This is a genomic window from Stenotrophomonas sp. GD03877 (assembly GCF_029840555.1).
Taxonomy (GTDB): domain Bacteria; phylum Pseudomonadota; class Gammaproteobacteria; order Xanthomonadales; family Xanthomonadaceae; genus Stenotrophomonas; species Stenotrophomonas geniculata.
Genome location: NZ_JAOCCT010000039.1, coordinates 16,314 through 41,881 on the forward strand (window position 1 = coordinate 16,314; position 25,568 = coordinate 41,881).

Annotated in this window: 24 protein-coding genes; 9 read left to right on the forward strand and 15 right to left on the reverse strand. The window is 65.3% G+C overall.

Annotated elements, in window-relative coordinates:
* Nucleotides 1–33: 33 nt before the first annotated feature.
* From N5D20_RS21400 to N5D20_RS21425, 6 genes are all read left to right on the forward strand, one after another.
* Nucleotides 34–759: an ABC transporter ATP-binding protein gene (locus N5D20_RS21400; RefSeq protein ID WP_197578825.1), complete on the forward strand. Its 726-nt coding sequence runs from the start codon at nt 34–36 to the stop codon at nt 757–759.
* Nucleotides 760–769: 10 nt separating this feature from the next.
* Complete coding sequence (locus N5D20_RS21405) at nt 770–2,068, forward strand: ABC transporter permease (RefSeq protein ID WP_010481337.1); 1,299 nt, start codon at nt 770–772, stop codon at nt 2,066–2,068.
* Nucleotides 2,069–2,088: 20 nt separating this feature from the next.
* Entirely contained in the window at nt 2,089–3,306 is a 1,218-nt protein-coding gene (locus tag N5D20_RS21410) for an FtsX-like permease family protein (protein WP_010481336.1), read from the forward strand.
* A gap of 16 nt (nt 3,307–3,322) precedes the next feature.
* On the forward strand, nt 3,323–3,700 hold the full coding sequence (locus N5D20_RS21415; protein WP_197578831.1) for a PDZ domain-containing protein: 378 nt from the start codon (nt 3,323–3,325) through the stop codon (nt 3,698–3,700).
* 123 nt (nt 3,701–3,823) lie between these two features.
* A complete protein-coding gene (locus N5D20_RS21420) occupies nt 3,824–5,170 on the forward strand; it encodes a sigma-54 dependent transcriptional regulator (RefSeq protein WP_197578826.1) in 1,347 nt (448 codons plus the stop codon).
* A complete protein-coding gene (locus N5D20_RS21425) occupies nt 5,167–6,519 on the forward strand; it encodes a HAMP domain-containing sensor histidine kinase (RefSeq protein ID WP_054172544.1) in 1,353 nt (450 codons plus the stop codon). The genes N5D20_RS21420 and N5D20_RS21425 overlap by 4 nt, the downstream gene beginning before the upstream one ends.
* A gap of 56 nt (nt 6,520–6,575) precedes the next feature.
* On the opposite strand, the gene N5D20_RS21430 is transcribed toward N5D20_RS21425, so the two are convergent.
* Both N5D20_RS21430 and glmU read right to left on the reverse strand, forming a co-directional pair.
* The gene (locus tag N5D20_RS21430) at nt 6,576–7,109 is read right to left on the reverse strand and encodes a GNAT family N-acetyltransferase (protein ID WP_197578827.1); all 534 of its coding nucleotides are present in this window, start codon (nt 7,107–7,109) and stop codon (nt 6,576–6,578) included.
* The gene (glmU, locus tag N5D20_RS21435; RefSeq protein ID WP_010481330.1) at nt 7,078–8,445 is read right to left on the reverse strand and encodes a bifunctional UDP-N-acetylglucosamine diphosphorylase/glucosamine-1-phosphate N-acetyltransferase GlmU; all 1,368 of its coding nucleotides are present in this window, start codon (nt 8,443–8,445) and stop codon (nt 7,078–7,080) included. Before glmU ends, N5D20_RS21430 begins: the two co-directional genes overlap by 32 nt.
* A gap of 83 nt (nt 8,446–8,528) precedes the next feature.
* Here glmU and N5D20_RS21440 point away from each other — a divergent pair, with 83 nt between their 5' ends.
* Entirely contained in the window at nt 8,529–8,912 is a 384-nt protein-coding gene (locus N5D20_RS21440) for a GtrA family protein (protein ID WP_197578828.1), read from the forward strand.
* Between the two features lie 5 nt (nt 8,913–8,917).
* Here the strand turns inward: N5D20_RS21440 and N5D20_RS21445 are convergent, their stop codons facing one another.
* The 10 genes from N5D20_RS21445 to N5D20_RS21490 all read right to left on the reverse strand — a co-directional run bounded on the left by N5D20_RS21445 (nt 8,918) and on the right by N5D20_RS21490 (nt 18,440).
* Nucleotides 8,918–11,059 carry a hypothetical protein gene (locus N5D20_RS21445; RefSeq protein ID WP_279914976.1) on the reverse strand — a complete coding sequence of 714 codons (2,142 nt, stop codon included), beginning with the start codon at nt 11,057–11,059 and terminating at the stop codon, nt 8,918–8,920.
* Nucleotides 11,060–11,236: 177 nt separating this feature from the next.
* On the reverse strand, nt 11,237–11,659 hold the full coding sequence (locus N5D20_RS21450) for a F0F1 ATP synthase subunit epsilon (RefSeq protein WP_005419509.1): 423 nt from the start codon (nt 11,657–11,659) through the stop codon (nt 11,237–11,239).
* A 113-nt stretch (nt 11,660–11,772) separates the two neighbouring features.
* Nucleotides 11,773–13,179 carry a F0F1 ATP synthase subunit beta gene (gene atpD / locus N5D20_RS21455; RefSeq protein WP_010481327.1) on the reverse strand — a complete coding sequence of 469 codons (1,407 nt, stop codon included), beginning with the start codon at nt 13,177–13,179 and terminating at the stop codon, nt 11,773–11,775.
* Nucleotides 13,180–13,217: 38 nt separating this feature from the next.
* Nucleotides 13,218–14,081 carry a F0F1 ATP synthase subunit gamma gene (gene atpG, locus N5D20_RS21460; protein ID WP_010481324.1) on the reverse strand — a complete coding sequence of 288 codons (864 nt, stop codon included), beginning with the start codon at nt 14,079–14,081 and terminating at the stop codon, nt 13,218–13,220.
* Between the two features lie 83 nt (nt 14,082–14,164).
* Complete coding sequence (gene atpA / locus N5D20_RS21465) at nt 14,165–15,712, reverse strand: F0F1 ATP synthase subunit alpha (protein ID WP_032129047.1); 1,548 nt, start codon at nt 15,710–15,712, stop codon at nt 14,165–14,167.
* Nucleotides 15,713–15,756: 44 nt separating this feature from the next.
* A complete protein-coding gene (locus N5D20_RS21470) occupies nt 15,757–16,284 on the reverse strand; it encodes a F0F1 ATP synthase subunit delta (protein ID WP_032129048.1) in 528 nt (175 codons plus the stop codon).
* A 2-nt stretch (nt 16,285–16,286) separates the two neighbouring features.
* A complete protein-coding gene (locus tag N5D20_RS21475) occupies nt 16,287–16,757 on the reverse strand; it encodes a F0F1 ATP synthase subunit B (RefSeq protein WP_005419512.1) in 471 nt (156 codons plus the stop codon).
* A 106-nt stretch (nt 16,758–16,863) separates the two neighbouring features.
* Nucleotides 16,864–17,169 carry a F0F1 ATP synthase subunit C gene (gene atpE / locus N5D20_RS21480; RefSeq protein ID WP_005411133.1) on the reverse strand — a complete coding sequence of 102 codons (306 nt, stop codon included), beginning with the start codon at nt 17,167–17,169 and terminating at the stop codon, nt 16,864–16,866.
* Nucleotides 17,170–17,242: 73 nt separating this feature from the next.
* Entirely contained in the window at nt 17,243–18,043 is an 801-nt protein-coding gene (gene atpB / locus N5D20_RS21485; protein WP_019338861.1) for a F0F1 ATP synthase subunit A, read from the reverse strand.
* Between the two features lie 31 nt (nt 18,044–18,074).
* Entirely contained in the window at nt 18,075–18,440 is a 366-nt protein-coding gene (locus N5D20_RS21490; protein ID WP_006394654.1) for a hypothetical protein, read from the reverse strand.
* Nucleotides 18,441–18,899: 459 nt separating this feature from the next.
* Between N5D20_RS21490 and N5D20_RS21495 the strand changes: the two genes are divergently transcribed.
* The gene (locus tag N5D20_RS21495; protein WP_049435856.1) at nt 18,900–19,718 is read left to right on the forward strand and encodes a hypothetical protein; all 819 of its coding nucleotides are present in this window, start codon (nt 18,900–18,902) and stop codon (nt 19,716–19,718) included.
* Nucleotides 19,719–20,180: 462 nt separating this feature from the next.
* Here N5D20_RS21495 and lpdA read toward each other — a convergent pair whose 3' ends face one another.
* From lpdA to N5D20_RS21510, 3 genes are all read right to left on the reverse strand, one after another.
* Nucleotides 20,181–21,989: a dihydrolipoyl dehydrogenase gene (gene lpdA, locus N5D20_RS21500; RefSeq protein WP_143994686.1), complete on the reverse strand. Its 1,809-nt coding sequence runs from the start codon at nt 21,987–21,989 to the stop codon at nt 20,181–20,183.
* Between the two features lie 107 nt (nt 21,990–22,096).
* Nucleotides 22,097–23,818 carry a dihydrolipoyllysine-residue acetyltransferase gene (gene aceF, locus N5D20_RS21505; protein WP_197578829.1) on the reverse strand — a complete coding sequence of 574 codons (1,722 nt, stop codon included), beginning with the start codon at nt 23,816–23,818 and terminating at the stop codon, nt 22,097–22,099.
* A gap of 167 nt (nt 23,819–23,985) precedes the next feature.
* A complete protein-coding gene (locus N5D20_RS21510; RefSeq protein WP_049435935.1) occupies nt 23,986–24,501 on the reverse strand; it encodes a DNA-deoxyinosine glycosylase in 516 nt (171 codons plus the stop codon).
* Nucleotides 24,502–24,687: 186 nt separating this feature from the next.
* Between N5D20_RS21510 and N5D20_RS21515 the strand changes: the two genes are divergently transcribed.
* Nucleotides 24,688–25,323 carry an OmpW family outer membrane protein gene (locus N5D20_RS21515; RefSeq protein ID WP_010481310.1) on the forward strand — a complete coding sequence of 212 codons (636 nt, stop codon included), beginning with the start codon at nt 24,688–24,690 and terminating at the stop codon, nt 25,321–25,323.
* The last annotated feature ends 245 nt before the right edge of the window (nt 25,324–25,568 follow it).

A 25,568-nucleotide genomic window follows, 5' to 3' on the forward strand; every position in this document is an offset into this window, starting at 1 on the left:
CCTGAACCCTGAATCCTGGAGAGAGGACACCCCATGTACATGCTCGAAATGCGTTCGGTCGCCAAGGTCTTCCGCACCGAACAGGTGGAAACCCACGCACTGCGCTCACTGGAACTGCAGGTCAAGGAAGGCGAGTTCGTCGCCGTCACCGGCCCGTCAGGCTCCGGCAAGACCACCTTCCTCAACATCGCCGGCCTGCTGGAAACGTTCACCAGCGGCACCTACATGCTGGACGGCCAGGATGTGAGCACACTGGGCGATGATGCGCGCAGCCGCCTGCGCAACCAGAAGATCGGCTTCATCTTCCAGGGCTTCAACCTGATCCCCGACCTGAACCTGTTCGACAACGTCGACGTGCCGCTGCGCTACCGGAAGATGAGCGCCAGCGAGCGCCGCGAGCGCATCGAAAAGGCGCTGAGCCAGGTCGGCCTCGGCTCGCGCATGAAGCACTACCCGAACGAGCTGTCCGGCGGCCAGCAGCAGCGCGCGGCCATCGCGCGCGCGCTGGCCGGAAGCCCGCGCCTGCTGCTGGCTGACGAACCGACCGGCAACCTGGACACGCAGATGGCCCGCGGCGTGATGGAACTGCTGGAGGAGATCAACGCCGCCGGCACCACCATCGTGATGGTCACCCACGACCCGGAACTGGCCGCGCGCGCGCAGCGCAACGTGCACATCGTTGATGGCCAGGTGACCGACCTGGTACGCGAGCCGGTGCTGGCCACGCCGCCGCGCCACATCGTCGCCGTCAACGAGTGAGGGCCCCACCATGTTCGCCTACTACGCCCGACTGGCGGTGCGCAGCTTCCGCCGCAACAAGGTCCTGACCGCGCTGATGGTGGTTGCCATCGCGCTCGGCATCGGCGCCTCGATGACCACCCTGACCGTGTTCCATGTGCTGTCCGGTGACCCGATTCCCGGCAAGAGCGACCGCCTGTTCTACGTCCAGCTCGACGCCGCGACCGGCGCCTACGTCGCCGGCGAGGAACCGGAAACCCAGCTGACCCGCTTCGACGGTGAAGCCCTGCTGCGCGAAGCCAAGGGCGAGCGCCAGGCGCTGATGAGCGGCGGCGGCGGCACCATCGAACCGGACAACAGCACCCTCAAGCCCTTCAGCATCGACACCCGCTGGACCTCGGCCGACTTCTTCCCGATGTTCGAGGTGCCCATGCAGTACGGCCGCCCCTGGACGCGCGAGGACGATGAAGGCCGTGCGCGCGTGGTGGTCATCTCCAAGGCGCTCAATGACAAGCTGTACCAGGGCGCCAACAGCGTGGGCCGCGACCTGCGCATGGAAGGCCAGAGCTACCGCATCGTCGGCGTGATGAAGGAATGGAGCCCGGAGCCGCACTTCTACGACCTGACCACTGGCAGCTACGGCAAGAACGAAGACCTGCTGCTGCCGATCTCCACCTCCTTCGACCTGAAGCTGGGCAACAACGGCAACATGAACTGCTTCGGCGAGAATCCGGACGGCAACAGCTACTCGCTCAACGCACCGTGCGCGTGGCTGCAGTACTGGGTGGAGATGGACCCGGCCAAGGCCGACGACTACCGCCGCTACCTGGAGAACTATTCGACCCAGCAGCGCGAGGCCGGCCGCTTCAAGCACCCGCCGAACGTGCGCCTGCGCACCGTGATGGAGTGGCTGGACTTCAATGGCGCAGTGCCCAGCGACGTGCGCCTGCAGCTGTGGCTGGCACTGGGCTTCCTTGGTGTCTGCCTGGTCAACACGGTGGGCCTGCTGCTGGCCAAGTTCCTGCGTCGCAGCGGTGAGATCGGCGTGCGCCGCGCGCTCGGTGCCAGCCGCGGCCAGATCTTCCTGCAATGCCTGGTGGAAGCAGGTGCGGTCGGCGTGGTCGGTGGCGTGCTGGGTATCGGCCTGGCCCTGCTCGGCCTGTTCGCGGTGCGCCAGCAACCGGTGGAATACGCCAAGCTGGCCCACCTGGACGGCAACATGCTGCTGCTCGCACTGGGCCTGACCCTGCTCGCCAGCCTTGCTGCCGGTTTCCTGCCCGCCTGGCGCGCCATGCAGGTCACCCCGGCCATCCAGCTCAAGTCGCAGTAAGCACCCGAACGAGGACTCCCATGGACATCCGCCCCATCCTCAGCACGCTGCGCCGGCACAAGACTGCCGCTGCCCTGATCGTGCTGGAAGTCGCACTGACCTGCGCCATCGTCTGCAACGCGCTGTTCCTGGTCAGTCAGCGCGTGGAGAAGATCAGCATGCCCAGCGGCATCGCCGAGAGCGAACTGGTGATGCTGCGCGTCAGTGGCATCGGCAAGCAGACCGACGCCATGGCCCGCACCCGCGAGGACCTGGCATCGCTGCGCGCGATTCCCGGCGTCAGCAACGTCACCATCATCAACCAGGTTCCCTTCCGCAACGGCTCCTCCAGCAGCAGCATCTCGCGCGAGGTCGACCAGGAACGGCCGACCACCAACGCCTCGATGTACACCCTGTCCGAGAACGGGCTGGCCACGATGGGCATCAACCTGATCGCAGGCCGCGATTTCCTGCCCGACGAGTACCAGAACTTCGAAGACGCCAGCAAGGGCGGCGCCAAGGAAAAGGCGATTCCGGTCATCTTCACCCAGGCCACCGCCGCCAAGATGGAACCCAACGGCAGTGCGCTGGGCAAGACCTACTACATGGGCAAGCAGCCGCTGCATGTGGTCGGCATCGTCGACACGCTCAGCACGCCCAATGGCTGGAATGACAACTGGACCAACTCGATGCTGCTGCCCATGCGGCGCACCTTCGACGAAGGTGGCACCTATGTGCTGCGCACTTCGCCAGAGCGCCGCCAGGAGGTCCTCGATGCCGGTGCCGCCGCGCTGGAACGCAACGACCCCAACCGCCTGATGCGCGACAAGCTGACCTATGAAGACCAGCGCAAGGACTTCTTCAAGAACGACCGCGCGATGGTCGGCCTGCTGATCACCGTCAGCATCTCGCTGCTGGTGGTCACGGCGCTGGGCATCATCGGCCTGGCCAGCTTCTGGGTGCAGCAGCGCAGCAAGCAGATCGGCATCCGCCGTGCGCTGGGCGCGACCCGTGGGCAGATCCTGCGCTACTTCCAGACCGAGAACTTCCTGCTCGCCTCGCTGGGCATCGTGCTGGGAATGCTGGCGGCGTATGCGATCAACCTGGCCCTGATGAACCTGTACGAGCTGCCGCGCATGCCGCTGTACTACCTGCCGCTGGGTGCACTGCTGCTGTGGGTGCTGGGCCAGATCGCGGTGTTCGGTCCGGCACGGCGTGCGGCGGCGGTACCGCCTGCGGTCGCCACGCGGGGCGCCTGAGATGCGTGCCTGCGCGATGTGCCTGATGCTGCTCCTGCCACTGCCGGCGCTGGCCGGCGGTGGCAACGCGCAGACACTGGAATGGCGCCAGGATGCCGCGCGGCTGTCACTGCGCTCGACCGAGGGCCAGGTGCGCGTGGAGGCTGCCAGCCCGGAAGCACGCTTCGGCGTGCGCAGCGGTGATCGCATCCTCCGCGTGGACGACACGGCGGTGCGTCGGGTCGAACACCTTGCCGAGGCCCTGCGCCATTCCCACGCCGCCACCGCCTATCTGTTGCTGCGCCGCGACAGACGCGAACTAACGGTGGCGGTCGACGCCGCAGCCTGGCGCCAGGCACTGGAAGTGCCGCTGCCACCTGCGCCGCCAGCGCCCCCGGCGCCTCCCCGGCGCTGAGCGGGGGCCGCTCCTGCACAGCCACGGGTTTGGCTATGCTTGATGGGTGGCGCCGGGCTCTCCCGGTGCGTGGACACGAACGGCTCCAACGGCGCCGCCCATCCCTTTCTGCAGAACCGTTTGATGCCTGCGATCCTGATCATCGACGACAACGCCAGCGTGGGTACCGCGCTGGACGTACTGTTCTCCCTGCACGACATCGACACCCTGCAGGCGCAGTCGCCCGCCGACGGGCTGGCGCTGCTCGAATCTCAGCCGGTCGACCTGGTCATCCAGGACATGAATTTCAGCGAGGACACCACCTCCGGCGAGGAAGGCGAGGCCCTGTTCGCGCAGATCCGCGCGCGCCATCCGGACCTGCCGGTGATCCTGCTCACGGCGTGGACCCATCTGAGCAGCGCCGTGGACCTGGTCAAGGCCGGTGCCGCCGACTACCTGGCCAAGCCCTGGGACGACCGCAAGCTGATGACCACGGTCAACAACCTGCTGGAACTGTCCGAGGCGCGCCGCGAACTGGACCGGCGCCGCAGCCGTGAACTGCGCCAGCGCAACGCGCTGGAAGAGAAGTACGACCTGTGCGGCGCGGTCTTCGCCGACCCCGCCAGCGAGCGCGTGATCGCGCTGGCCTGCCAGGTCGCGCGCTCCGAGCTGCCGGTACTGATCACCGGCCCCAATGGTGCCGGCAAGGAAAAGATCGCGCAGATCATCCAGGCCAACTCGCTGGTGGCCAAGGGGCCGTTCGTGGCGGTCAACTGCGGCGCGCTGCCCTCGGAACTGATCGAAGCCGAACTGTTCGGTGCCGAAGCCGGTGCGTATACCGGCGCCAACAAGGCCCGCGAAGGCAAGTTCGAGGCTGCCGATGGCGGCACCCTGTTCCTGGATGAGATCGGCAACCTTTCACTGGGCGGACAGATGAAGCTGCTGCGCGTGCTGGAAACCGGCCGCTTCGAGCGCCTGGGCTCCAACCGCGAGCGCCAGGTCAAGGTCCGCGTGGTCAGCGCGACCAATGCCGACCTGCCGGCGATGATCCGCGACGGTACCTTCCGCGAAGACCTCTATTACCGCCTCAACACGGTAGAACTGGTGCTGCCGCCGCTGGCCGAACGACCGGGCGACATCGTGCCGCTGGCCGAGCGCTTCCTGACCGCTGGCAAGCCGTTGTCCACTGCGGCCACCGCGGCCTTGCAGCGGCACCCGTGGCCGGGCAACGTGCGCGAACTGCGCAACGTGATCCAGCGCGCCGAACTGCTGGCCACCGGAAACCGCATCGAAGTGGCCGATCTCAACCTGCCGCGCGCACCCGCCACACCGCGCCCGGCCCCCAGTGCGGGCAATGATCCCGACCGCGCACGCATCGAGGATGTACTGGCGCGCAACCATGGCGTCATCGCCCAGGCCGCCGCCGAACTCGGCCTGAGCCGCCAGGCGCTGTACCGGCGCATGGACCGCCACGGTATTCCGCGCGAATGAAACGGCGCTCGTTCACTTTCCGCCTGTTCCTGCGCCTGCTGCCGGTATTGGCACTGGCGGCGGCACTGCCGTGGCTGCTGGCCTACTGGATGGACCATGGCTGGGTGGTGACCACGGTTTCGGCGTTGATCCTGCTGTCGTTGATGTGGTGGACCCTGCGCCGGGCGACCGCCCCGGTGCGGTCACTGATGCGGGCCCTGGCGGGCACCACCAGCAGCTATCGCGACGGCGAATACAACTTCGGTGTGCACTGGCCCGGCAATGACGAGCTCGGCGACCTGGTACAGGCACACCGCGAACTGGGCGATGTGCTGCGTGCGCAGCGGCAGGGCCTGGTACAACGCGAACTGCTGCTGGACACGATGGTGCAGAACACGCCGGTGGCGATGCTGCTGATCGCCTCCGGCGGTGATGGCGTCGCCCGCGTGGTGTTCTCCAACCTGGCCGCGCGCAAGCTGCTGCATGGCGGCTGGAAGCTGGAAGGCCAGCGTCTGGAAGAGGTGCTGGAGCAGGTGCCGGTGGAGCTGCGCGATGCCATCGCCCGTGGCGGTGACAGCCTGTTCGCGGTGCATGCGGAAGGCGAAGACGGCGATGAGGATGACGAGCAGGTCTACCACCTCTCGCGCCGCGCCTTCCAGCTCAACGGGCGCCCGCACGACCTGCTGCTGGTGCGTCTGCTGACCGCCGAGCTGCGCCGCCAGGAAGTACAGACCTGGAAGAAGGTGATCCGGGTGATCAGCCACGAACTGAACAACTCGCTGGCGCCGATCGCTTCGCTCGCCCATTCCGGCGGCGTGCTGGTGCAGCGTGAGCGCTTTGACCGGCTGCCCGAGATCTTCACCACCATCGAGGACCGGGCGCGTCACCTGGAAGGCTTCATCCGTGGCTACGCACGCTTTGCCAAGCTGCCGCAGCCGCAGTTGCAGACCGTGCACTGGGCCCCCTTCCTGTCCAGCCTGCGCCAGCAGATCCCGTTCACCATGGAGCGCGAGCCGGACGAAGAACTGAGCAGCCGCATCGACATCGCGCAGTTCGGGCAGGCGCTGCTGAACCTGTTGAAGAACGCGCACGAAGCCTGCGCCGAAGCAGAGCCGCCGAACGATGATGTACAGGTGCAGCTGACCCGGTTGCCGCAGTGGCTGCGCCTGGATGTGCTTGACCGCGGCAAGGGCATGAACGAGCAGGTGCTGCAGAATGCGCTGATGCCGTTCTATTCGACCAAGCGCAATGGCACTGGATTGGGTTTGGCGCTGACCCGCGAGATCGTGGAAGCGCACGGTGGGCGGGTGTCGTTGCAGAACCGTGGTGATGGCGGGTTGTGCGTGTCGATTCTGTTGCCGGTGGGTTGAGCCGGCCCAGCGAATAGATCCACGCCATGCGTGGATGTGTCGACCAAGGTCGGCACCTACCAGACCTGCCGCATCGCCACGCGCAGATGCATTGGAAATCCCAGCGCGGCCTCTTCGGCCATCACCGTGCGCAGGCCAGCGCTCCACTGCGCCTCGGGCACTAGCTCGAACCCTTCACTGGCATAGAAGGCCGCATTCCACGGCACGTCGGACAACGTGGTCAGCACCGCTGCCGCGTAGCCGCCAGCCCTGGCCTGTGCCAACGCATGGCGCAACAACACGCGACCATGACCGCGGCGCGCGTGCGCGGGATCCACGTCCATCTGCAGCACATGGAAGTCACCGCACAGCTCACCGGCCAGCAGGTAGCCCGCGATGCCACCGTCAGCCGCATCCACCACCCACAACTGGCCACGTTGAAGGCCATCCTGCAGCGTCGGCAGGTCCAGGCCATGCCCGGCAAATACCGGGTAGGCCTGGTGCCCCTTCAGCAGCTCACCGGCACGTTGTTCAATTGCCGGCAGCATGCCGAGTTCGTCGGCGTGCGGGATGCGTGGCTCAGGACTTCTTGAGCGGGCGCTTCCAGCCATCGATGGTTTCCTGTCGTGCACGTGCCAGCGTCAGCTTGCCATCGGGCGCGTTGCGGGTGATGACCGAACCGGCAGCGATGGTGGCGCCCTCACCGATCAGCACCGGTGCCACCAATGCGCTGTTGGAACCGATGAAGGCGTTGTCGCCGATGGTGGTGGTCGACTTGTTCACGCCATCGTAGTTGCAGGTGATGGTGCCGGCACCGATGTTCACCTTGCTGCCGATCACCGCGTCGCCCAGGTAGGTCAGGTGATTGGCCTTGCTGCCAACACCGAGGGTGACCTTCTTGGTCTCGACGAAGTTGCCGACATGCACGCCATCGGCGAGCACGGTACCCGGGCGCAGCCGTGCGAACGGCCCCACCAACGCAGCACCTTCGGTGACCACACCTTCCAGGTCGCAATGCGCGCGCACTTCGGTGCCCGGGCCAAGATTGACGTCCTTCAGCCGGTTGAACGGGCCCACGGTGACGCCGTCACCGAGCACGATGTTGCCTTCCAGAACGACATCGACATCGATCAGCACGTCGCTGCCCACGGTGACGGTGCCACGGATATCCAGGCGTGCCGGGTCGCGCACGCGCGCACCCTGCGCGCACAGGGCCCGTACCGCGCGACGCTGCCAGGCACGCTCCAGCTGCGACAGCTGCCAGGGATCGTTTGCCCCTTCGGCCTCCTGCGCGTCGGCCACCAGCGCCATCTCGGCCGGAGTGTACTCGTGCGCGGCAAAGGCGAAAACGTCGGTCAGGTAGTACTCGCCCTGCGCGTTGCTGTTGGACAGCTGCGACAGCCAGCGCCGCAGCGCGGTCGACTCGGCGGCGATGATGCCGGTGTTGATCGTGCGCACACGCAGCTGGTCGTCGGTAGCGTCCTTCTGTTCGACAATCGAGCCGACCTTGCCTTCGGCATCGCGCAGCACGCGGCCGTAACCGGTCGGGTCATCGACATCGGCGACCAGCACCGCCAGTCGACCCGGCTGCGCCAGCAGGTCGCGCAGGGTCTGCGCGCGGATCAGTGGCACGTCGCCGTACAACACCAGCACCTGTGCGGCGTCGGGCACCTGTGGCATCGCCTGGGCCACCGCATGGCCGGTGCCCAGCTGCTGCGCCTGTTCAGCCCATTGCAGGTCGGGCTGGTCGGCGAAGTGCTGGCGTACCGCTTCACCGCCATGGCCGTAGACCACGTGGATCGCGGCCGGCTGCAGCTCGCGGGCGGCGTCGATCACATGCGCCAGCATCGGCTGGCCAGCGATCGGCTGCAGCACCTTCGGCAACACCGACTTCATGCGCTTGCCGGCGCCGGCGGCGAGGATGATGACGTGCAGGGCTTGGGTCATGGGAGCGGCAGTCCGTAGTTCGTTGCCGGTGATTCTAGAGCGTGGGCCGTTAACATGTGCATCCCACCTCCTTCACCACGCTGATGGGCCTCGTTCGCCAGGGAAGCACCTATCTCATCATCGGGCTCGTGCAGCTGCTGCTCGACTGGCTGGTGTTCGTCGCCGCGACCGCGCTGGGCCTGCCCGTGGTGCCAGCCAACATTGCCGGTCGCCTGGCCGGGATGCTGCTGGGCTTCTGGCTCAACGGCCGTTACACCTTTGCCAACGCAGGTGACGCGCGCCTTGGCTGGCGTCGATTTTCACGTTTCCTGGGGATCTGGGCCGCACTTACAGCTGCCAGCACGGTGCTGGTCGCTTTGACCAGCCGCCACCTTGGATTGGATTGGGCCTGGCTGGCAAAGCCGCTGATCGAAGGTGGGATCGCTTTGATCTCCTTCCTGCTCCTGCGCCATGTGGTCTTCCGCTGAGACCTTCAGCCTGCTCCACCCTTCGCGAATCGCTTCCGCAGCCCATCCCACCATAGCTGCAGGGGACTGTATCCAAGTTCCACGCGATGCCGCCCCGCGGGCACGCACACCGCGTGGAAAAGCCCATTGGCACGCATCAGCGGCAACGACGCTCCGCCATCCAGCCGGGCCTGCCAACCCTGGGCAGTCACCTCATTGATCACCAGCCACGCCGGATGCTCGGCGTTCACGTCAAGGGCAATCCATCCGGGCTGATAGGCCTGCGAGAGCACCTTCAGCTGGCCTGCCTCACGTTCAGGGCAGTCCATCTGCTGCCCGCTGGGCAGCCAGACCACCTGGCTGAAGTCCGTCTGGTTGAACTCAGCGGCCGGTGGCAGGCGTTCAAGGTGCCGTTGCACCCGTTGCGGGTTGAGCGTACGCGGCAGCACACTGCCACGTAACGCCAGCTGCACGTCGCTGCCTTGGTCATCGGACCCTGCAAACGGCTCCGGTGACAGCAGCCAGCGGACCCCCAGCAGGTCGTACACGGGGGCATCCATGTCTGGCGCCCAAGGGGTCGTTGCCTTCTGTTGGAAGGCAGCCACGGGCTCTGTCGGCATGCCGACCATCTGCTGGTAGTCACTGGACAGCAGCGGGTTGTAGCCATTGGCCAGTGGAATCGCGTGCACGGCCGCGCCATTGGTCAGCACGCCGATGCCGAAAACGATGGCGCGCTCGGGCAGGCCTGCATGCCGCTCGGCAGCCAGCAGCGTATAGGCGCGCTGCGTGGCGCCATTGCGCTCGGCCGTCATTACCGGCGGACGGGCACCCGATGTATTGAAACGTGCTCCCACGTTGAACAGCAGCATGTCGAACACGACCAGTGCGATCAGCCAGCGCATCGGAGCCGGGTGCCGGCGCAGCAGCTGTACTGCGGCAATGCCGATGCCGGCGCTGGCCGCCAACCACGCGAAGGCGTCCAGATGCCCGTGGCTCACGGCCAGCCAGGAGGCAACGGACACGAGGACAACGACCACCCCCAACGACACCCGGTGCGGGCGCAGTGCGCGCTTCTCCAACGCAATCAGCAACGCCTGTGCACCCAGCCAGGCCGCTGCCGGTACCGCAAGGAACAGCGCATCGGAGGGCCGCCGGAACAGATCAAGACCCGGCAACCCGCTGAAGAGCCACGCGAACAGCGGCGTGACGTCACCCAGGGCGACCAGCGTCGTCAACAGCAGTACACCGAGCGCCAAACAGGTGGCGCGTCGCTGCCTGTGCACAACGCTGCCGCCCCAGGCCAGCCACAGCGCCAGTGGCACCGCGCCGAAATAGAGATAGTCGGTACTGATGTCGCCGAAGGACCAGCTCGTCCCACGCACCTGTGAGAACACATTTCCCGAGAGCAGTGTCACCAGGCCCTGCCAGTGCATCGCACCGGCCAGCGCCATCTCCAGGGTCATGCCATCACGATTGGTGTCACCCAGCCAGGCCAATGTGGAAAGCCACTGGGGGGCGCTCACTGCGGCGGCGATCAGGGCGACCGCAGACAGCTGCAATGCGAGGCGGAGTCGCTTGCCCCTTGCCCAAAGCACTGCACCTACGGCGTACACAGCACACGCCAGGATGATGAAATAGGTCACCTGGGTCAGCTGCAGCGCACACAGGCCTCCTGCAATTCCCGCCAGCAGCACGTCACGCGCGCGGCCCTGGTTCCGAACATTCGACAGGCCCAGCCAGATCCAGGGAAGCAGGCTGTAGCTGACGATCATCGGCGTGTGCTGCAGGCGCGAGGCTGCCACCGCACCGAACATCAGCACCATCGCAAAGAACCACTGTGCGGGTGCAGAAAGACCGAATGAACGCGCCAGGCGCAGGGCGCCGAAGCCACCCGCCAGCACATGCAGCAGCACCACCGCGGTGAACAGATGCAACGACGCGGGCGCCAGCAGCATCGGCAGGACCATGGTCGGTTGCAGCGTCATCATCTGCGGATCGGCGATCTGCGGATAGCCACCGAACAGGTAGGGATTCCACCAAGGGGCCTGCAGGTTCCGAAGCTGTTCGGCACTGAAACTGACCGCCGGGAAGAACTGCTGCACGGCGTCGTACGGAATGACCTTGGTACCGATCAGCCACGGCAGGCAAAGCAGCAGCCAGCTTGCCACCCACAGCGTTTCAGGCCGAGCCCATCGGGAACGGGCTGTATCCATGGCGCCGATGCCCGTGGTCGATGCGTACTGCATTCCGTGCATGCCTACCCTCTCCTCAACGAAAATCGCCGGCACTGAGCCGGCGATCTTCCATCACTACCGGCATTGCTGCCGATGGTTCCCGAGCACGTGTCAGTGCTTGAGGTTCTTGCGCAGGCGTTCCAGGGCCTGCAGCTGGACAACAGCTTCGGCCAGCTTCTGCTGGGCCTCAGCCACTTCCATCGCCTCGCCGCGGTTGGCCAGGATGCGCTCGGCTTCTTCCTTGGCCTTGCGGACCGAGGCTTCGTCGATGTCCTGCGCGCGGATCGCGGTGTCGGCCAGCACGGTCACCACCTGCGGCTGCACTTCCAGGATGCCGCCGGAAATGGCGAAATCCAGCTGCTCGCCGTTCGGCGTGGTCACCACCACCTTGCCCGGCTTCAGGCGGGTGATCAGCGGCGCGTGCTTGGGCGCGATGCCCAGTTCGCCCAGCTCACCGGTGGCCACGACCAGGGTCGCTTCTCCACGGAAGATTTCCTGCTCGGCGCTGACGATGTCGCAACGGATCGTGCTCATGCAAATCTCTTCGCTGTTCGCGGCGGCGCAATGCCACCGTGGGGGTCCACCGGCGCGGGCGGTTGCCCGGCGCCGGCGTCAGGTCGGACAGGATCGCTCCCGCCCGTCCCGGATCAGGCCTTCTCGGCCATCTTCTTGGCCTTCTCGACTGCTTCTTCGATGCCGCCGACCATGTAGAACGCCTGCTCCGGCAGGTGGTCGTACTCGCCATCGACGATGGCCTTGAAGCCACGGATGGTGTCCTTCAGCGGCACGTACTTGCCCGGCGAACCGGTGAACACTTCGGCCACGTGGAACGGCTGGCTGAAGAAGCGCTCGATCTTACGTGCGCGCGACACGGCCTGCTTGTCCTCTTCGGACAGTTCGTCCATGCCCAGGATGGCGATGATGTCCTTCAGTTCCTTGTACTTCTGCAGGGTCTGCTGGACGCGCTGGGCGGTGTCGTAGTGCTCGTGGCCGATGACCAGCGGGTCCATCTGGCGGCTGGTGGAGTCCAGCGGATCGACGGCCGGGTAGATACCCAGCGAGGCGATCGAACGCGACAGGGTGACGGTCGAGTCCAGGTGGGCGAAGGTGGTCGCCGGCGACGGGTCGGTCAGGTCGTCCGCGGGAACGTAGACGGCCTGGATCGAGGTGATCGAACCGTTCTTGGTCGAGGTGATGCGTTCCTGCAGGACGCCCATTTCCTCGGCCAGGGTCGGCTGGTAACCCACCGCGGACGGCATACGGCCCAGCAGTGCCGACACTTCGGTACCAGCCAGGGTGTAGCGGTAGATGTTGTCGACGAACAGCAGGACGTCCTTACCCTTGCCGTTTTCGTCCTTCTCGTCGCGGAAGTACTCGGCCATGGTCAGGCCGGTCAGGGCGACGCGCAGACGGTTGCCCGGCGGCTCGTTCATCTGGCCGTACACCATCGCCACCTTGTCGAGGACGTTGGAGTCCTTCATTTCGTGGTAGAAGTCGTTGCCCTCACGGGTACGCTCACCCACGCCGGCGAACACGGACAGACCGCTGTGCGCCTTGGCGATGTTGTTGATCAGTTCCATCATGTTGACGGTCTTGCCGACGCCGGCGCCGCCGAACAGGCCCACCTTGCCGCCCTTGGCGAACGGGCACATCAGGTCGATGACCTTGATGCCGGTTTCCAGCAGTTCGGTGGCCGGGGACTGGTCTTCGTACGACGGGGCCGCACGGTGGATTTCCCAGCTGTCGCTGGCGGCCACCGGGCCGGCTTCGTCAATCGGACGGCCGAGCACGTCCATGATGCGGCCCAGGGTGCCAGCGCCGACCGGCACGGAGATGCCGCGGTTGGTATTGGTGGCAACCAGGTTGCGCTTCAGGCCGTCGGTGGAACCGAGGGCGATGGTACGCACCACGCCGTCACCCAGCTGCTGCTGGACTTCGAGGGTGATTTCGGTGTTGTCGACCTTCAGTGCGTCGTACACCTTCGGCACCGACTCACGCGGGAATTCGACGTCGACGACCGCGCCGATGATCTGAACGATCTTGCCCTGACTCATTGCTGCATCCTCTAAATGTGTGCTTTGAACGAACGCGGTCAGACTGCTGCCGCGCCGCCGACGATTTCGGAGATTTCCTGGGTGATCGCTGCCTGGCGCGCCTTGTTGTAGACGAGCTGGAGGGTGCCGATCAGCTTGTTGGCGTTGTCGCTCGCCGCCTTCATCGCAACCATGCGTGCGGCATGCTCGGAGGCGACGTTTTCCAGCAGTGCCTGGTACACCAGCGACTCGATGTAACGCGTCATCACGTGCTCCAGCACGGTCGCGGCATCGGGTTCGTACAGGTAATCCCAGTCGTGGTGAGCGACCTGCTTCTCAGCCGGCGGCAGCGGCAGCAGCTGATCGAAGCTGGCCTTCTGCACCATGGTATTCACGAAGCGGTTGTAGACCAGGTACACGCGGTCGACCTTGCCTTCGGTGAAGGCGTCGAGCATGACCTTGATCACACCGATCAGCGATTCCAGCTTCGGCACGTCGCCGATGTGGGTCACGCTGCCGACCATGTTGACCTTCACGCGGCGGAAGAAGGTCGATGCCTTCTGGCCGATGGTCACCAGGTCCACTTCCGCACCCTTGTCCTGCCATGCCTTGGCTTCGCCCAGCATCTTGCGGAACAGGTTGTTGTTCAGCCCGCCGGCCAGGCCGCGATCGGAGGAGATCACGATGAACCCGACCCGCTTGACCTGCTCGCGCTCGACCAGGAACGGATGCTGGTAGTCGGTGCTGGCCTGGGCCAGGTGGCCGATCACCTGCTTCATCGCCTGCGCGTACGGACGCGAGGTCTTCATCCGATCCTGCGCCTTGCGGATCTTGGAGGCCGAGACCATTTCCAGGGCGCGCGTCACCTTGCGGGTGTTCTGCACGCTCTTGATCTTGGTTTTGATTTCGCGTCCGCTTGCCATCTCTTGTTTCCCGTGGCGCGGGGCTGATGCCCCGCGTTGTTCAACCGTTTGAGCGGGGCGAGCCCCGCTCTACGAGCGCTGGATTACCAGCTGCCGGTGGTCTTGAACTCGGCGATGCCCTTCTTGAAGGCACCTTCGATGTCGTTGTCCCAACCGCCGGTGGCGTTGACCTTGCTGACCAGTTCGCCCTGGGTGTTGGCGAAGTGGGCGTGCAGGCCTTCTTCGAACGCCAGCAGCTTGTTGACCGGCACGTCGTCGAGGTAACCCTCGTTGACGGCGTAGATCGACAGCGCCTGGTTGGCGATCGACATCGGCGCGTACTGCTTCTGCTTCATCAGCTCGGTGACGCGCTGGCCACGCTCCAGCTGCTTGCGGGTCGCTTCGTCCAGGTCCGAGGCGAACTGCGCGAACGCAGCCAGCTCACGGTACTGGGCCAGCGAGATACGGATGCCGCCCGACAGCTTCTTGATGATCTTGGTCTGGGCCGAGCCACCGACGCGCGACACCGAGATACCGGCGTTCACGGCCGGGCGGATGCCGGCGTTGAACAGGTCGGTTTCCAGGAAGATCTGGCCGTCGGTGATCGAGATCACGTTGGTCGGAACGAAGGCGGACACGTCGCCGGCCTGGGTTTCGATGATCGGCAGCGCGGTCAGCGAACCGGTCTTGCCGGTGACCTTGCCTTCGGTGAACTTCTCGACGTACTCCTCGGACACGCGGGCAGCGCGCTCGAGCAGACGGGAGTGCAGGTAGAACACGTCACCCGGGTAGGCTTCACGGCCCGGCGGGCGCTTCAGCAGCAGCGAGATCTGGCGGTAGGCGACGGCCTGCTTGGACAGATCGTCGTACACGATCAGCGCGTCTTCGCCGCGGTCCATGAAGTACTCACCCATGGTGCAGCCCGAGTAGGCGCTGATGTACTGCATGGCAGCCGATTCGGAAGCGGTCGCGGCCACCACGATGGTGTGGGCCAGCGCGCCGTTCTCTTCCAGCTTGCGCACGATGTTGGCGATGGTCGAAGCCTTCTGGCCGATCGCAACGTACACGCACTTGATGCCGGTGCCCTTCTGGTTGATCACCGCATCGATCGCCATCGCGGTCTTGCCGGTCTGGCGGTCACCGATGATCAGCTCGCGCTGGCCACGGCCGATCGGGATCATCGAGTCGACCGACTTGTAACCGGTCTGCACCGGCTGGTCGACCGACTTGCGCCAGATCACGCCCGGAGCAACGCGCTCCACCGGAGCGGTCAGGTCGGTGCCCAGCGGGCCCTTGCCGTCGATCGGCTCGCCCAGTGCGTTCACGACGCGGCCCAGCAGTTCCGGACCGACCGGCACTTCCAGGATGCGGCCGGTGGTCTTGGCGACGTCGCCTTCGCGCAGGTTTTCGTAGTCACCCAGGACCACGGCGCCGACCGAGTCGCGCTCCAGGTTCAGGGCCAGGGCGAAGGTGTTGTTCGGCAGTTCGATCATTTCGCCCTGCATCACGTCGGCCAGACCGAAGATGCGCACGATGCCGTCGGACACGCTGGTCACGGTGCCTTCGTTGCGCGATTCCGCGGCCAGCTTGACCTTCTCGATGCGGTTCTTGATCAGTTCGCTGATTTCGGAGGGGTTGAGCGTGGTTGCCATCGTCAAGTCCTAGTGCCGGCAGCGGGGCCGGACGTTAAATGAATTCAGTTAGCGAGCGCGGTCTGCAGACGGGCCAGCTTGCCCTTCAGCGAACCATCGATGACCACGTCGCCGGCGTCGATCACGGCGCCGCCGATCAGCGAAGCATCGACCGCGGTGGTCACGTCGACCTCGCGGTTGAAGCGCTTGCGCAGCGCAACCTTGATCGCGTCCAGCTCTCCGGCCGACAGCTCGGAAGCCGAGGTCACCGTGGCCTTGACCACGTGCTCGGCTTCGGCGCGCAGGGCGTCGAACATGCCGGAGATTTCCGGCAGCAGCGGCAGACGATGCGATTCGGCCAGGATGGCCAGGAAGCGCGAGTAGGTCTCGCCGTGGGACACCGGCGCCAGCAGGGCGACGGCGTCGTCACGACCCAGCTCCGGGTTGGCGAGCAGGGCCGCCACGCGCGGGTCGGCGGCGACGTGGGCGGAGAACGCCAGGGCGTCCGACCACGGCGCGAACGCGCCTTCGTCGCGCGCGGTCGCGAACGCGGCGCGGGCGTACGGGCGGGCAAGCGTGAGGGCCTGGCTCATCCTTAGATCTCCGAGGCCAGCTCGTCGAGCAGCGCCTTGTGGGCGTTGGCGTCGATTTCGCGCTTGAGCAGCTTTTCGGCACCGGTCACGGCCAGCGCGGACACCTGCTTGCGCAGATCTTCACGGGCACGATTGGCGGCGGCGTCGATTTCAGCCTGGGCCAGTTCCTTCTGACGGGTGGCTTCGGTGATCGCTTCGTTACGGGCAGCATCAACGATCTGATTGGCACGTGCGTGGGCCTGATCGATGATCTCGTTGGCCTTGGTGCGTGCTTCCTTCAGCGCTTCGTTGACCTTCTCCTGCGCCTGGGCCAGGTCTTTCTGGCTGCGGTCGGCAGCAGCGAGGCCTTCAGCAATCTTCTGCTGGCGCTCTTCGATCGCGTTCATCAGCGGCGGCCAGATCTTGGTCGCGATGATCCAGATCAGACCAGCGAAGGCGAGCGCCTGCGCAAGAAGGGTGAAATTGATATTCATGGTTAGCTCGATCGCTGGTTTCGGGGTGGACGTGCCGCCGAAGCGGCACATCCGGCCTTCATCCGAAACCGGGTGCATCAGCACCCGGTCGTCTCAAACCGCTGTATCAGCCGGCCAGAGCCTTGGTGACGGCGCCAGCGAAGGCAGCCGACAGCGGGTTGGCGAAGGCCAGCAGCAGGCCGACAGCGACCGAGATGATGAACGCGGCGTCGATCAGGCCGGCGGTGATGAACATGCGGACCTGCAGGACCGGGATCAGTTCCGGCTGGCGGGCGGCCGACTCCAGGAACTTACCAGCCATGATGGCCAGACCCAGACCGGCGCCCAGCGCGGCCAGGCCGATCATGATGCCGACGGCAAGGGCGGTGGAGCTCTGAATCTGCGCGAAGTTGGTCAGGACGGCGAAGTACATGGTTATCTCCAGGAACTTAAGTTGCTAAGGGTGATGAAACGGATGAAGGTTGAAACGCGTTGAAGCTTGAAACTCAGTGAGCGTCTTCCGACAGGCTCAGGTACACGATCGACAGCATCATGAAGATGAAGGCCTGCAGCGGGATCACCAGCAGGTGGAACAGCATCCAGCCGAGGCCGAACACACCACCGGCAATGGCACCGAAGAAACCGGCACCACCCAGCACCCAGATCAGCAGGAACACGATTTCGCCGCCGAACATGTTGCCGAACAGTCGCATCGCCAGCGAGATCGGCTTGCTCAGCCACTCGACGATGTTGAGGATCAGGTTGAACGGCATCATCCACTTGCCGAACGGCGCCGTCAGGAATTCCTTGATGAAGCCGCCCAGGCCCTTGGACTTGAGCGCGAAGAACAGCATCAGGAAGAACACGCTGATGGCCATGCCCAGGGTGGCGTTGACGTCAGCGGTCGGGACCGGCTTCCAGTAGTGCACGCCCACCCATTCCAGCGGCTTGGCGATGAAATCGGCCGGGATCATCTTCAGCAGATTCATCAGCAGAATCCAGAAGAAGATGGTGATGGCGATCGGCGTGACCAGCTTGCTCTTGCCGTGGTAGGTGTCCTTGGCCTGGCGGTCGACGAACTCCAGGCAGATTTCCACGAAGGCCTGCCACTTGCCCGGCACGCCGGCGGTGGCCTTGCGGGTGCCCAGCCAGAAGGCGACCACGATCACCAGGCCCATCAGGACCGCGGTGAGGAAGGTATCGACGTGGATATGCCAGAACATACCCTCGCCCTTGCCGACCGGAGCGGTCAGGTTCTGCAAGTGATGCTGGATGTAGCTGGTAGGGGTTAGAGCCTCGCCCGCCATGTGTCCGGAACCTTCAGTTAATTGAATTCTGTCAACGCCTGGCCATGGCCAGGACCTGGAACATCAAGCCGACGGCGATACCGGCCAACAGCGCCAATGCAGGCAGCTTGAAGACCAGGAACCCCACCAGCAGGACGCCGAAAACCACGACCCACTTGGCCACGATCGCAATGATCAGGCGAGCCATCGCCGATCCAGCGGCCAGTGCCCCGCCGCCCAGTGCCATCCGTGCCGCCACCCAGCCACCGGCCGAAATGGCCACACCGGACGCCAGCGCGCCGAGGGCGTATTTCGGACCTACCAGCAGGAAGGCCAGGGCCAGGACAGCCACTGCGGCCAGCGGGTAGACCGCGGCGCGCAGCATCAGTCGCCGACCCGCATCAACGGAGTTCAGCACAGGACGTCCCGCGTGGTTGCAAATGGAGGACTGAGGCGGCTACAGCAGGGGGGCCTCATCGAGCCGCCAAATTATAGCAATGGGACAATTTGCGAGACAACCGCTGCCTGTTCATCCCGGGAAGCCGCAAGTTGCGGTAACGGTTACATTTTTGCGTGCCACCCGGGGGACAATGACGTCCGTATGATGCTGCGGCGCAATATTGAACTTTGGTCGCATCCGGCGGAACTTTCGCCCAACGCACCGGTCCGATCTTTCGACCTGCCTGCAGCAACCTCGTCGACGCTTCGCCCCGCAGGTCCCACGATGGCCCCGAAGCCCGGCTCCGGGGCCATCTTTTTGCATCGTCGCGACAGCGCTGAACCGTACACATGCCATGGACCATACGTTCACGGATGGTGGACGGGCGCGTCCGGCACAGTGGTCTTCATTCTGATGAACCACTGCAAGGACTCTTCGATGCGCCCTGTACCCACCCTGCTCGCCCTCTCCCTGCTCGCCGTCGGCGCCTCGTTCGCCACTGCCGCCCACGCCGCTGAAGGCGACGACCGCTTCGCCCTGCGCCTGGGTGCGATGAACATCGACTCGGACAATACCCTCCGCGGCAAGACCAACGTCGCCGGCCAGGACATCGGCTTCTCCGAGGACTTCAAGCTGGGTGGCAAGGAGTGGGAGCCGCGCATCGACGGCATGTTCCGCATCAGCAACCGCCAGCGCCTGCTGTTCAACTACTTCAAGTACGACAAGGACCGCCGCGAGACCCTCGGCCAGGACATTTCCTTCGGTGACGTCAACGTGCCGTCGGGCAGCTTCGTAAAGGGCGAGCTGAAGTACCAGGTCGCCAGCCTGGTCTATGACTACTCGGTGGTGGACACCGACACCTTCGACCTCGGCCTGCAGCTGGGTGCCGAGTACGCCAAGGTGAGCACCAAGGCCTACGCCGATCTGGGCACCGTCTATGAAGGCCAGTTCCTCAACGAGAAGACCGACGGCGTGGCGCCGGTGGTCGGTGCGCGGCTGAGTTTCACCCCGTCCGAGAAGTGGATGATCACGCTGCAGGGCCAGTACCTCAACACGCGCTGGGGCAGCTTCGACGACTACAAGGGCGACCTGAGCCGCGCCAACGCCATCGTCGATTACCGCTTCACGAAGAACTTCGGCGTGTTCGCCGGCTATGACTGGTTCAAGCTGGACGCGGACAAGAAGGGCAGCGACGGCACCATCGGCCTGAAGCAGGAATTCAAGGGCCCGGTGGCCGGCGTCAGCTTCGTGTTCTGATCCCCCGCTCCTTCCACACGCTCTCTCTCCTGGCGCGGCCTCCGGAACATCGGGGCCGCGCTTTTTTGTGCTGTTTTTCCCTGCGTGCAGAAGCAAGAGCAGCTGGGTCGAGCGCTTGAGGGAGAGGGGGCTGGGTGCGAATGTCCCCCGTCGCCCGCCTGCGGCGGTCGCCTCCTCCTTTACTTCGCACGCAAGCCCCTCTTCCCTCCGCGTATCAGGCGTCCAGGCGTCCAGGCGGCCCAGGCAGTGGCTCTCGACCGTCCGCAAGCCGAGCCGCTGTGTGGATGGCAGGCGTTTGGACAAAGTAAAGGAGGAGGCGACCGCCGCAGGCGGGCGACGGGGGACATTTGTCCAAATGCCTGCCACCCGCGCAGCGGCCCGAACGCTCGCAACGGCGTCGAACGAAGAAACAAAAAGCCCCGGCAGATGCCAGGGCTTTTCGTTCGCGAAGGCGCAGGCGCCTTACTTCTTCTTCGGCATGTACAGATCGGTGATCGTGCCGTCGTAGATTTCCGAGGCCATCGCCACCGACTCGCTCAGCGTCGGGTGCGCGTGGATGGTGTGGCCGATATCTTCGGCTTCCGCACCCATCTCGATGGCCAGGCCGATCTCGGCCAGCAGGTCACCGGCATGCACGCCGACGATGGCACCACCGATGATGCGGTGGGTCTCTTCGTCGAAGATCAGCTTGGTGAAGCCCTCGGTACGGCCGATGCCGATCGCACGGCCACTGGCGGCCCACGGGAACTTGGCCACGCCGACCTTCAGGCCCTTGGCCTTGGCTTCGGTCTCGGTGACGCCGACCCAGGCGATTTCCGGGTTGGTGTAGGCCACCGACGGAATCACCCGCGCCACCCACTCCTTCTTGTGCCCAGCTGCCACTTCAGCGGCCAGCTTGCCCTCGTGCGTGGCCTTGTGGGCCAGCATCGGGTTGCCGACGATGTCGCCAATGGCAAAGATGTGCGGCACGTTGGTGCGCATCTGGCGGTCAACCGGGATGAAGCCACGGTCGGTGACCTGCACGCCGGCCTTCTCGGCATCGATCTTCCTGCCGTTCGGCGAGCGGCCCACGGCCACCAGCACGCGGTCGAAGGTGCCCTGCGCCAGCGCAGGCGCCTGGCCTTCCTCGGCGGCTTCGAAGGTCACGGTGATGCCCTTGGCATCGGCGGTGACGCCCGAGGCCTTGGTCTTCAGGTGCACTTCGATGCCCTGCTTCTTCAGGCGGTCGGCCAGCGGCTTGACCAGGTCCTTGTCGGCGCCCGGCATCAGCTGGTCCATGAACTCGACCACGGTGACCTTGCTGCCCAGCGCGCCATACACGGTGGCCATTTCCAGGCCGATGATGCCGCCGCCGACGACCAGCAGCGAAGCCGGCACTTCGGCCAGCTCCAGCGCGTCGGTGGAATCCATCACACGCTTGTCGTCCCACGGGAAGTTCGGCAGCTTCACCGCCTGCGAACCGGCGGCGATGATGCACTTCTGGAAGCGCAGCAGCTGGGTGCTGCCGTCAGCAGCAGTGATTTCCAGTTCGTTGGCCGAAACAAACTTGCCGACGCCCTGCACGCTGCGGACCTTGCGCTGCTTGGCCATGCCGGCCAGGCCCTTGGTCAGCTGGTTGACGACCTTTTCCTTGTACTCGCGCAGCTTGTCCAGGGTGATGGTCGGCTTGCCGAACTCGACGCCGAAATCACCGGCGTGGGCGACCTCGTCGATCACCGCAGCAGCATGCAGCAGTGCCTTGGACGGAATGCAGCCCACGTTGAGGCAGACGCCGCCGAGGCTGGCGTAGCGCTCGACCAGCACCGTATCCAGGCCCACGTCTGCGGCGCGGAACGCCGCCGTGTAGCCGCCCGGACCGGAGCCCAGCACAACCATCTCGCATTCGATGTCGGCCGGCTTGCCGCTGGACAGCGCCGGCTTCGGTGCGGCCGGTTCGGCCGGGGCGCGGTGCGACGGGGTCACCGGCGGCTTGCTGGCCGGAGCAGCTGCTGCCGGAGCCGGCGCAGCGGCCTTGGCCGGGGCTTCGGCGGCGCCTTCAGCGTCCAGCACCACGACCACGGCACCCTCGGACAGGGTGTCGCCCAGCTTGACCTTGATTTCCTTGACCACGCCGGCGGCCGAGGACGGCACTTCCAGGGTGGCCTTGTCCGATTCCAGGGTCACCAGACCCTGATCCTTCTTCACCGTGTCGCCAACGGCGACCAACACTTCAATCACCGGCACATCGCTGTAATCGCCGATGTCGGGAACCTTGACTTCAATCGTGGCCATGGTGGGTTTTCCTCGTGCCCGCCCGGCATGGCCGGCGGGCTGTCACTGCATCTGTTCACGCGGCCGCGCCAGGGGCTGCGGCCGCACGGTGGGGGCGAAGCGGTGCCTTACAGCAGCACGCGGCGCATGTCGGCCAGTACCTGCGACAGGTACGTGGTGAAGCGTGCGGCCAGAGCGCCGTCGATGACGCGGTGGTCGTAGCTCAGCGACAGCGGCAGCATCAGCTTCGGTGCGAATTCCTTGCCGTTCCAGACCGGCTGGATGGACGACTTGGACACGCCGAGGATGGCCACTTCCGGTGCATTGACGATCGGGGTGAACGCGGTGCCGCCGATGCCGCCCAGCGAGCTGATCGAGAAGCAGCCGCCGCTCATGTCGGCCGGGCCCAGCTTGCCGTCGCGCGCCTTCTTGGCCAGTTCGCCGGTTTCCTGCGCGATCTGCACCACGCCCTTCTTGTCCACGTCGCGGATGACCGGCACGACCAGGCCGTTCGGCGTATCGGCGGCAAAGCCGATGTGGAAGTACTTCTTCAGGGTCAGGTTTTCACCGCTGGCATCGAGCGAGGCATTGAATTCCGGGAACTTCTTCAGTGCCGCGGCGCTGGCCTTGATCAGGAAGGCGAGCATGGTCAGCTTGATGCCGGCCTTCTCGTTTTCCTTGTTCAGCGCCACGCGCAGGCCTTCCAGATCGGTGATGTCAGCCTGCTCGAACTGGGTGACGTGCGGGATCATGGCCCAGTTGCGGGCCAGGTTCGCACCCGAGATCTTCTTGATGCGCGACAGCGGCTGGACTTCGGTCTCGCCGAACTTGCTGAAGTCGACCTTCGGCCACGGCAGCAGGTTCAGGCCACCACCGGCAGCGACAGCAGCACCGCCGGCAGCCGGCACGCCACCGCTGAGTGCGGCCTTGACGAACTTCTGCACGTCACCCTTGGTGATGCGGCCACCCTTCTCGGTGCCGTTGATCTGCAGCAGGTCCACGCCCAGTTCGCGGGCGAACACACGCACCGCCGGGGTGGCATACGGCACCTTGGCCGGCAGCACGCCATCGGCGTTGAACTGCACCGGCGGGCTGCTCGGGGTACCGGCCGAGGCGATCTCACGGGCCGCCAGCTTGTCCGGCTGCGCCGGCACAGCGACCGGCTCGACCTTGGTGGCGGTCTCGGCGGCAGCCGGAGCGGCCGCAGCGGCCGCCTTGGTCGGCGCCGGCGCGGCAGCGCCCTCGGCTTCGATGATGGCGACCACATTGCCCTGCGACAGATTGTCGCCAACCTTGACCTTGATCTCCTTGACCACACCGGCCACCGACGACGGCACTTCCATGGTGGCCTTGTCGCTTTCCAGCGTGACCAGGCCCTGGTCCTTCTTGACCGTGTCGCCGACGGCGACCAGCACTTCGATGACCGGGATACCGGAGTAATCGCCGATATCCGGCACCAGCGCCTCCACCGCGCCACCGCTGGCGGCCGGGGCAGCCGGTGCAGCCGGTGCAGCAGCGGCCGGAGCCGGCGCGCTCTGGGTAGCGGCAGCCGGGGCAGCGGCCTTGGCCGGTGCCGGAGCAGCAGCGGCCGGCTTGGCGGCTTCGCCTTCGGCCACTTCGATCAGCGCCACGACCTTGCCTTCGGACAGGCTGTCGCCGACCTTGACCTTCAGTTCCTTGACCACGCCAGCCACCGACGACGGCACTTCCATGGTCGCCTTGTCACTTTCCAGCGTCACCAGGCCCTGGTCCTTCTTGACCGTGTCGCCGACGGCGACAAGCACCTCGATTACCGGGATATCGCTGTAGTCACCGATATCGGGGACAAGTGCTTCCTTGATTTCGGCCATGGGGATAACTCCGGCAATCTGGTGTAGGGAAACGTCTATTGTGCGGCCAGCGGGGGCCAGCGCCAACCGTTACAGGTGTTTTCAGTACTCACGCAGCCGGGACACGCTGTTGCTCATGGGTTGCGGCCGCGACCAGTCGGTAGCGTATTGTCCGGACGATGTCCGCTTCATGTCGCCAGTGCGTCGGCTACCGGCTGCCAGGCCTGGCGCAGCCGCGGCAGCGACCAGGCCGCGTTGGCCGGGCTGGTGGACGGCAGTGCCAGCAGCCTTGGCGGAGTCTCCAGGCAGGGCAGCACCCAACGCTGGAATGCCTTCAGTGAAGCGGCACCGTTGCAGCCGATCAGCTCCAGCTCAGGAAGCGAAGCGATTAATGCCGGCAGCGCATTGGGCACTTCCGTGCCACGCACGATGTCGGCATCCAGGCTGCCACGCCGCTCGCACTGGCCGATCACATCCCACAGGCCGATACCTGCCGCCTGTAGTGCCTGCAGTCGCTGCGCATAGGGCAGACCCGCGTCGAAGCCGCAGATATCGGCCAGCACAGGCCAGAAGCGATTGCGCGGATGCGCGTAGTAGCGCTGCTCCTGCAATGACGCAACGCCGGGCATCGAACCCAGCAGCAACACCCTGCACTTCGTGTTCACCTGCGCTTGCAGGCCGATGCACACCGTTGCTTCGCTCACATCTTCTCCAACTGCATGAATGTCGCCGAAGGCCGAAAAGCCCATGAAAACAGGCTTTTCGCTCCGGTCGCTGAACAAGGAAAACTATTTTTTAACGTGCGTCGGATTCGATTCATGTTGGGGCGACTACGGTGTGCTCGCCCCGCAACCGGGGGCCCAAAACAAGAAACATTAGGAGATACCCCCATGCGCTCCATCCGTATCCTGAGTCTCGCCCTGCTGACCTCCGCCGCCTTCGCGCCGGCCGCTTTCGCCCAGGACAGCAGCAGCACCGACACCGCTTCGGGCAAGCATTTTGCCGTTGTTGGCGGCATCTCGCTGCTGGAACCGAAGAACGACCCGATCACCGGCGTGAAGAAGACCGATGGTGGCCCGGCGCCGACCGTCAGCTTCAGCTACTACATCAACGACAACTGGGCCGTTGAACTGTGGGGCGCTGCCGACAAGTTCGACAACAAGTTCAAGGGCCCGGACAACGCCCGCCTGGGCTCGGTCGAGCAGCAGCCGATCGCGCTGAGCGGCCAGTACCACTTCGGCCAGGCTGACAACGTGTTCCGTCCGTTCGTGGGCGTGGGCTACTACCAGTCGAGCTTCAGCAACGAGAAGCTGGGCAACGGCGCTGACACCGACATCCGCTTCAAGGATGCCAAGGGCGTGATCGGCACCGTCGGCGTGGACATGAACATCAACTCCACCTGGTTCGCCCGTGCTGACGCCCGCTACATGCGTTCGCGCCCGGACGTGAAGGTGGGCGGCGAGAAGATCGGCGAAGCCAAGATGGATCCGTGGACCGTCGGCTTCGGCATCGGCGCCCGCTTCTGATCCAGGCTGCACCTGCTTCACTGATGTAACGCGACGGGCCCTTCGGGGCCCGTCGTCGTTTCTGTCACCCGCGCTCCACCTGTAGAGCCAAGCCCATGCTCGGCTGCTTTTATGTAGAGTCGAGCCAAGCCCCTATCCCGAGTCGAGCGGCGGGCTCCGCGCGCATTGCGATGCGTTACGTTCAATGGCGCCCACGGTCAATGGTGGCGCGGCTCGGCTCTACATAAACAGGATGCGGAGGCACG

Coding starts and splice junctions, on each gene's coding strand:
- N5D20_RS21400 (WP_197578825.1), top strand. CDS start 34: ATGTACATGCTCGAAATGCGTTCGGTCGCCAAGGTCTTCCGCACCGAA.
- N5D20_RS21405 (WP_010481337.1), top strand. CDS start 770: ATGTTCGCCTACTACGCCCGACTGGCGGTGCGCAGCTTCCGCCGCAAC.
- N5D20_RS21410 (WP_010481336.1), top strand. CDS start 2,089: ATGGACATCCGCCCCATCCTCAGCACGCTGCGCCGGCACAAGACTGCC.
- N5D20_RS21415 (WP_197578831.1), top strand. CDS start 3,323: ATGTGCCTGATGCTGCTCCTGCCACTGCCGGCGCTGGCCGGCGGTGGC.
- N5D20_RS21420 (WP_197578826.1), top strand. CDS start 3,824: ATGCCTGCGATCCTGATCATCGACGACAACGCCAGCGTGGGTACCGCG.
- N5D20_RS21425 (WP_054172544.1), top strand. CDS start 5,167: ATGAAACGGCGCTCGTTCACTTTCCGCCTGTTCCTGCGCCTGCTGCCG.
- N5D20_RS21430 (WP_197578827.1), bottom strand. CDS start 7,109: ATGGCTGGAAGCGCCCGCTCAAGAAGTCCTGAGCCACGCATCCCGCAC.
- glmU (WP_010481330.1), bottom strand. CDS start 8,445: ATGACCCAAGCCCTGCACGTCATCATCCTCGCCGCCGGCGCCGGCAAG.
- N5D20_RS21440 (WP_197578828.1), top strand. CDS start 8,529: ATGGGCCTCGTTCGCCAGGGAAGCACCTATCTCATCATCGGGCTCGTG.
- N5D20_RS21450 (WP_005419509.1), bottom strand. CDS start 11,659: ATGAGCACGATCCGTTGCGACATCGTCAGCGCCGAGCAGGAAATCTTC.
- atpD (WP_010481327.1), bottom strand. CDS start 13,179: ATGAGTCAGGGCAAGATCGTTCAGATCATCGGCGCGGTCGTCGACGTC.
- atpG (WP_010481324.1), bottom strand. CDS start 14,081: ATGGCAAGCGGACGCGAAATCAAAACCAAGATCAAGAGCGTGCAGAAC.
- atpA (WP_032129047.1), bottom strand. CDS start 15,712: ATGGCAACCACGCTCAACCCCTCCGAAATCAGCGAACTGATCAAGAAC.
- N5D20_RS21470 (WP_032129048.1), bottom strand. CDS start 16,284: ATGAGCCAGGCCCTCACGCTTGCCCGCCCGTACGCCCGCGCCGCGTTC.
- N5D20_RS21475 (WP_005419512.1), bottom strand. CDS start 16,757: ATGAATATCAATTTCACCCTTCTTGCGCAGGCGCTCGCCTTCGCTGGT.
- atpE (WP_005411133.1), bottom strand. CDS start 17,169: ATGTACTTCGCCGTCCTGACCAACTTCGCGCAGATTCAGAGCTCCACC.
- atpB (WP_019338861.1), bottom strand. CDS start 18,043: ATGGCGGGCGAGGCTCTAACCCCTACCAGCTACATCCAGCATCACTTG.
- N5D20_RS21495 (WP_049435856.1), top strand. CDS start 18,900: ATGCGCCCTGTACCCACCCTGCTCGCCCTCTCCCTGCTCGCCGTCGGC.
- lpdA (WP_143994686.1), bottom strand. CDS start 21,989: ATGGCCACGATTGAAGTCAAGGTTCCCGACATCGGCGATTACAGCGAT.
- aceF (WP_197578829.1), bottom strand. CDS start 23,818: ATGGCCGAAATCAAGGAAGCACTTGTCCCCGATATCGGTGACTACAGC.
- N5D20_RS21515 (WP_010481310.1), top strand. CDS start 24,688: ATGCGCTCCATCCGTATCCTGAGTCTCGCCCTGCTGACCTCCGCCGCC.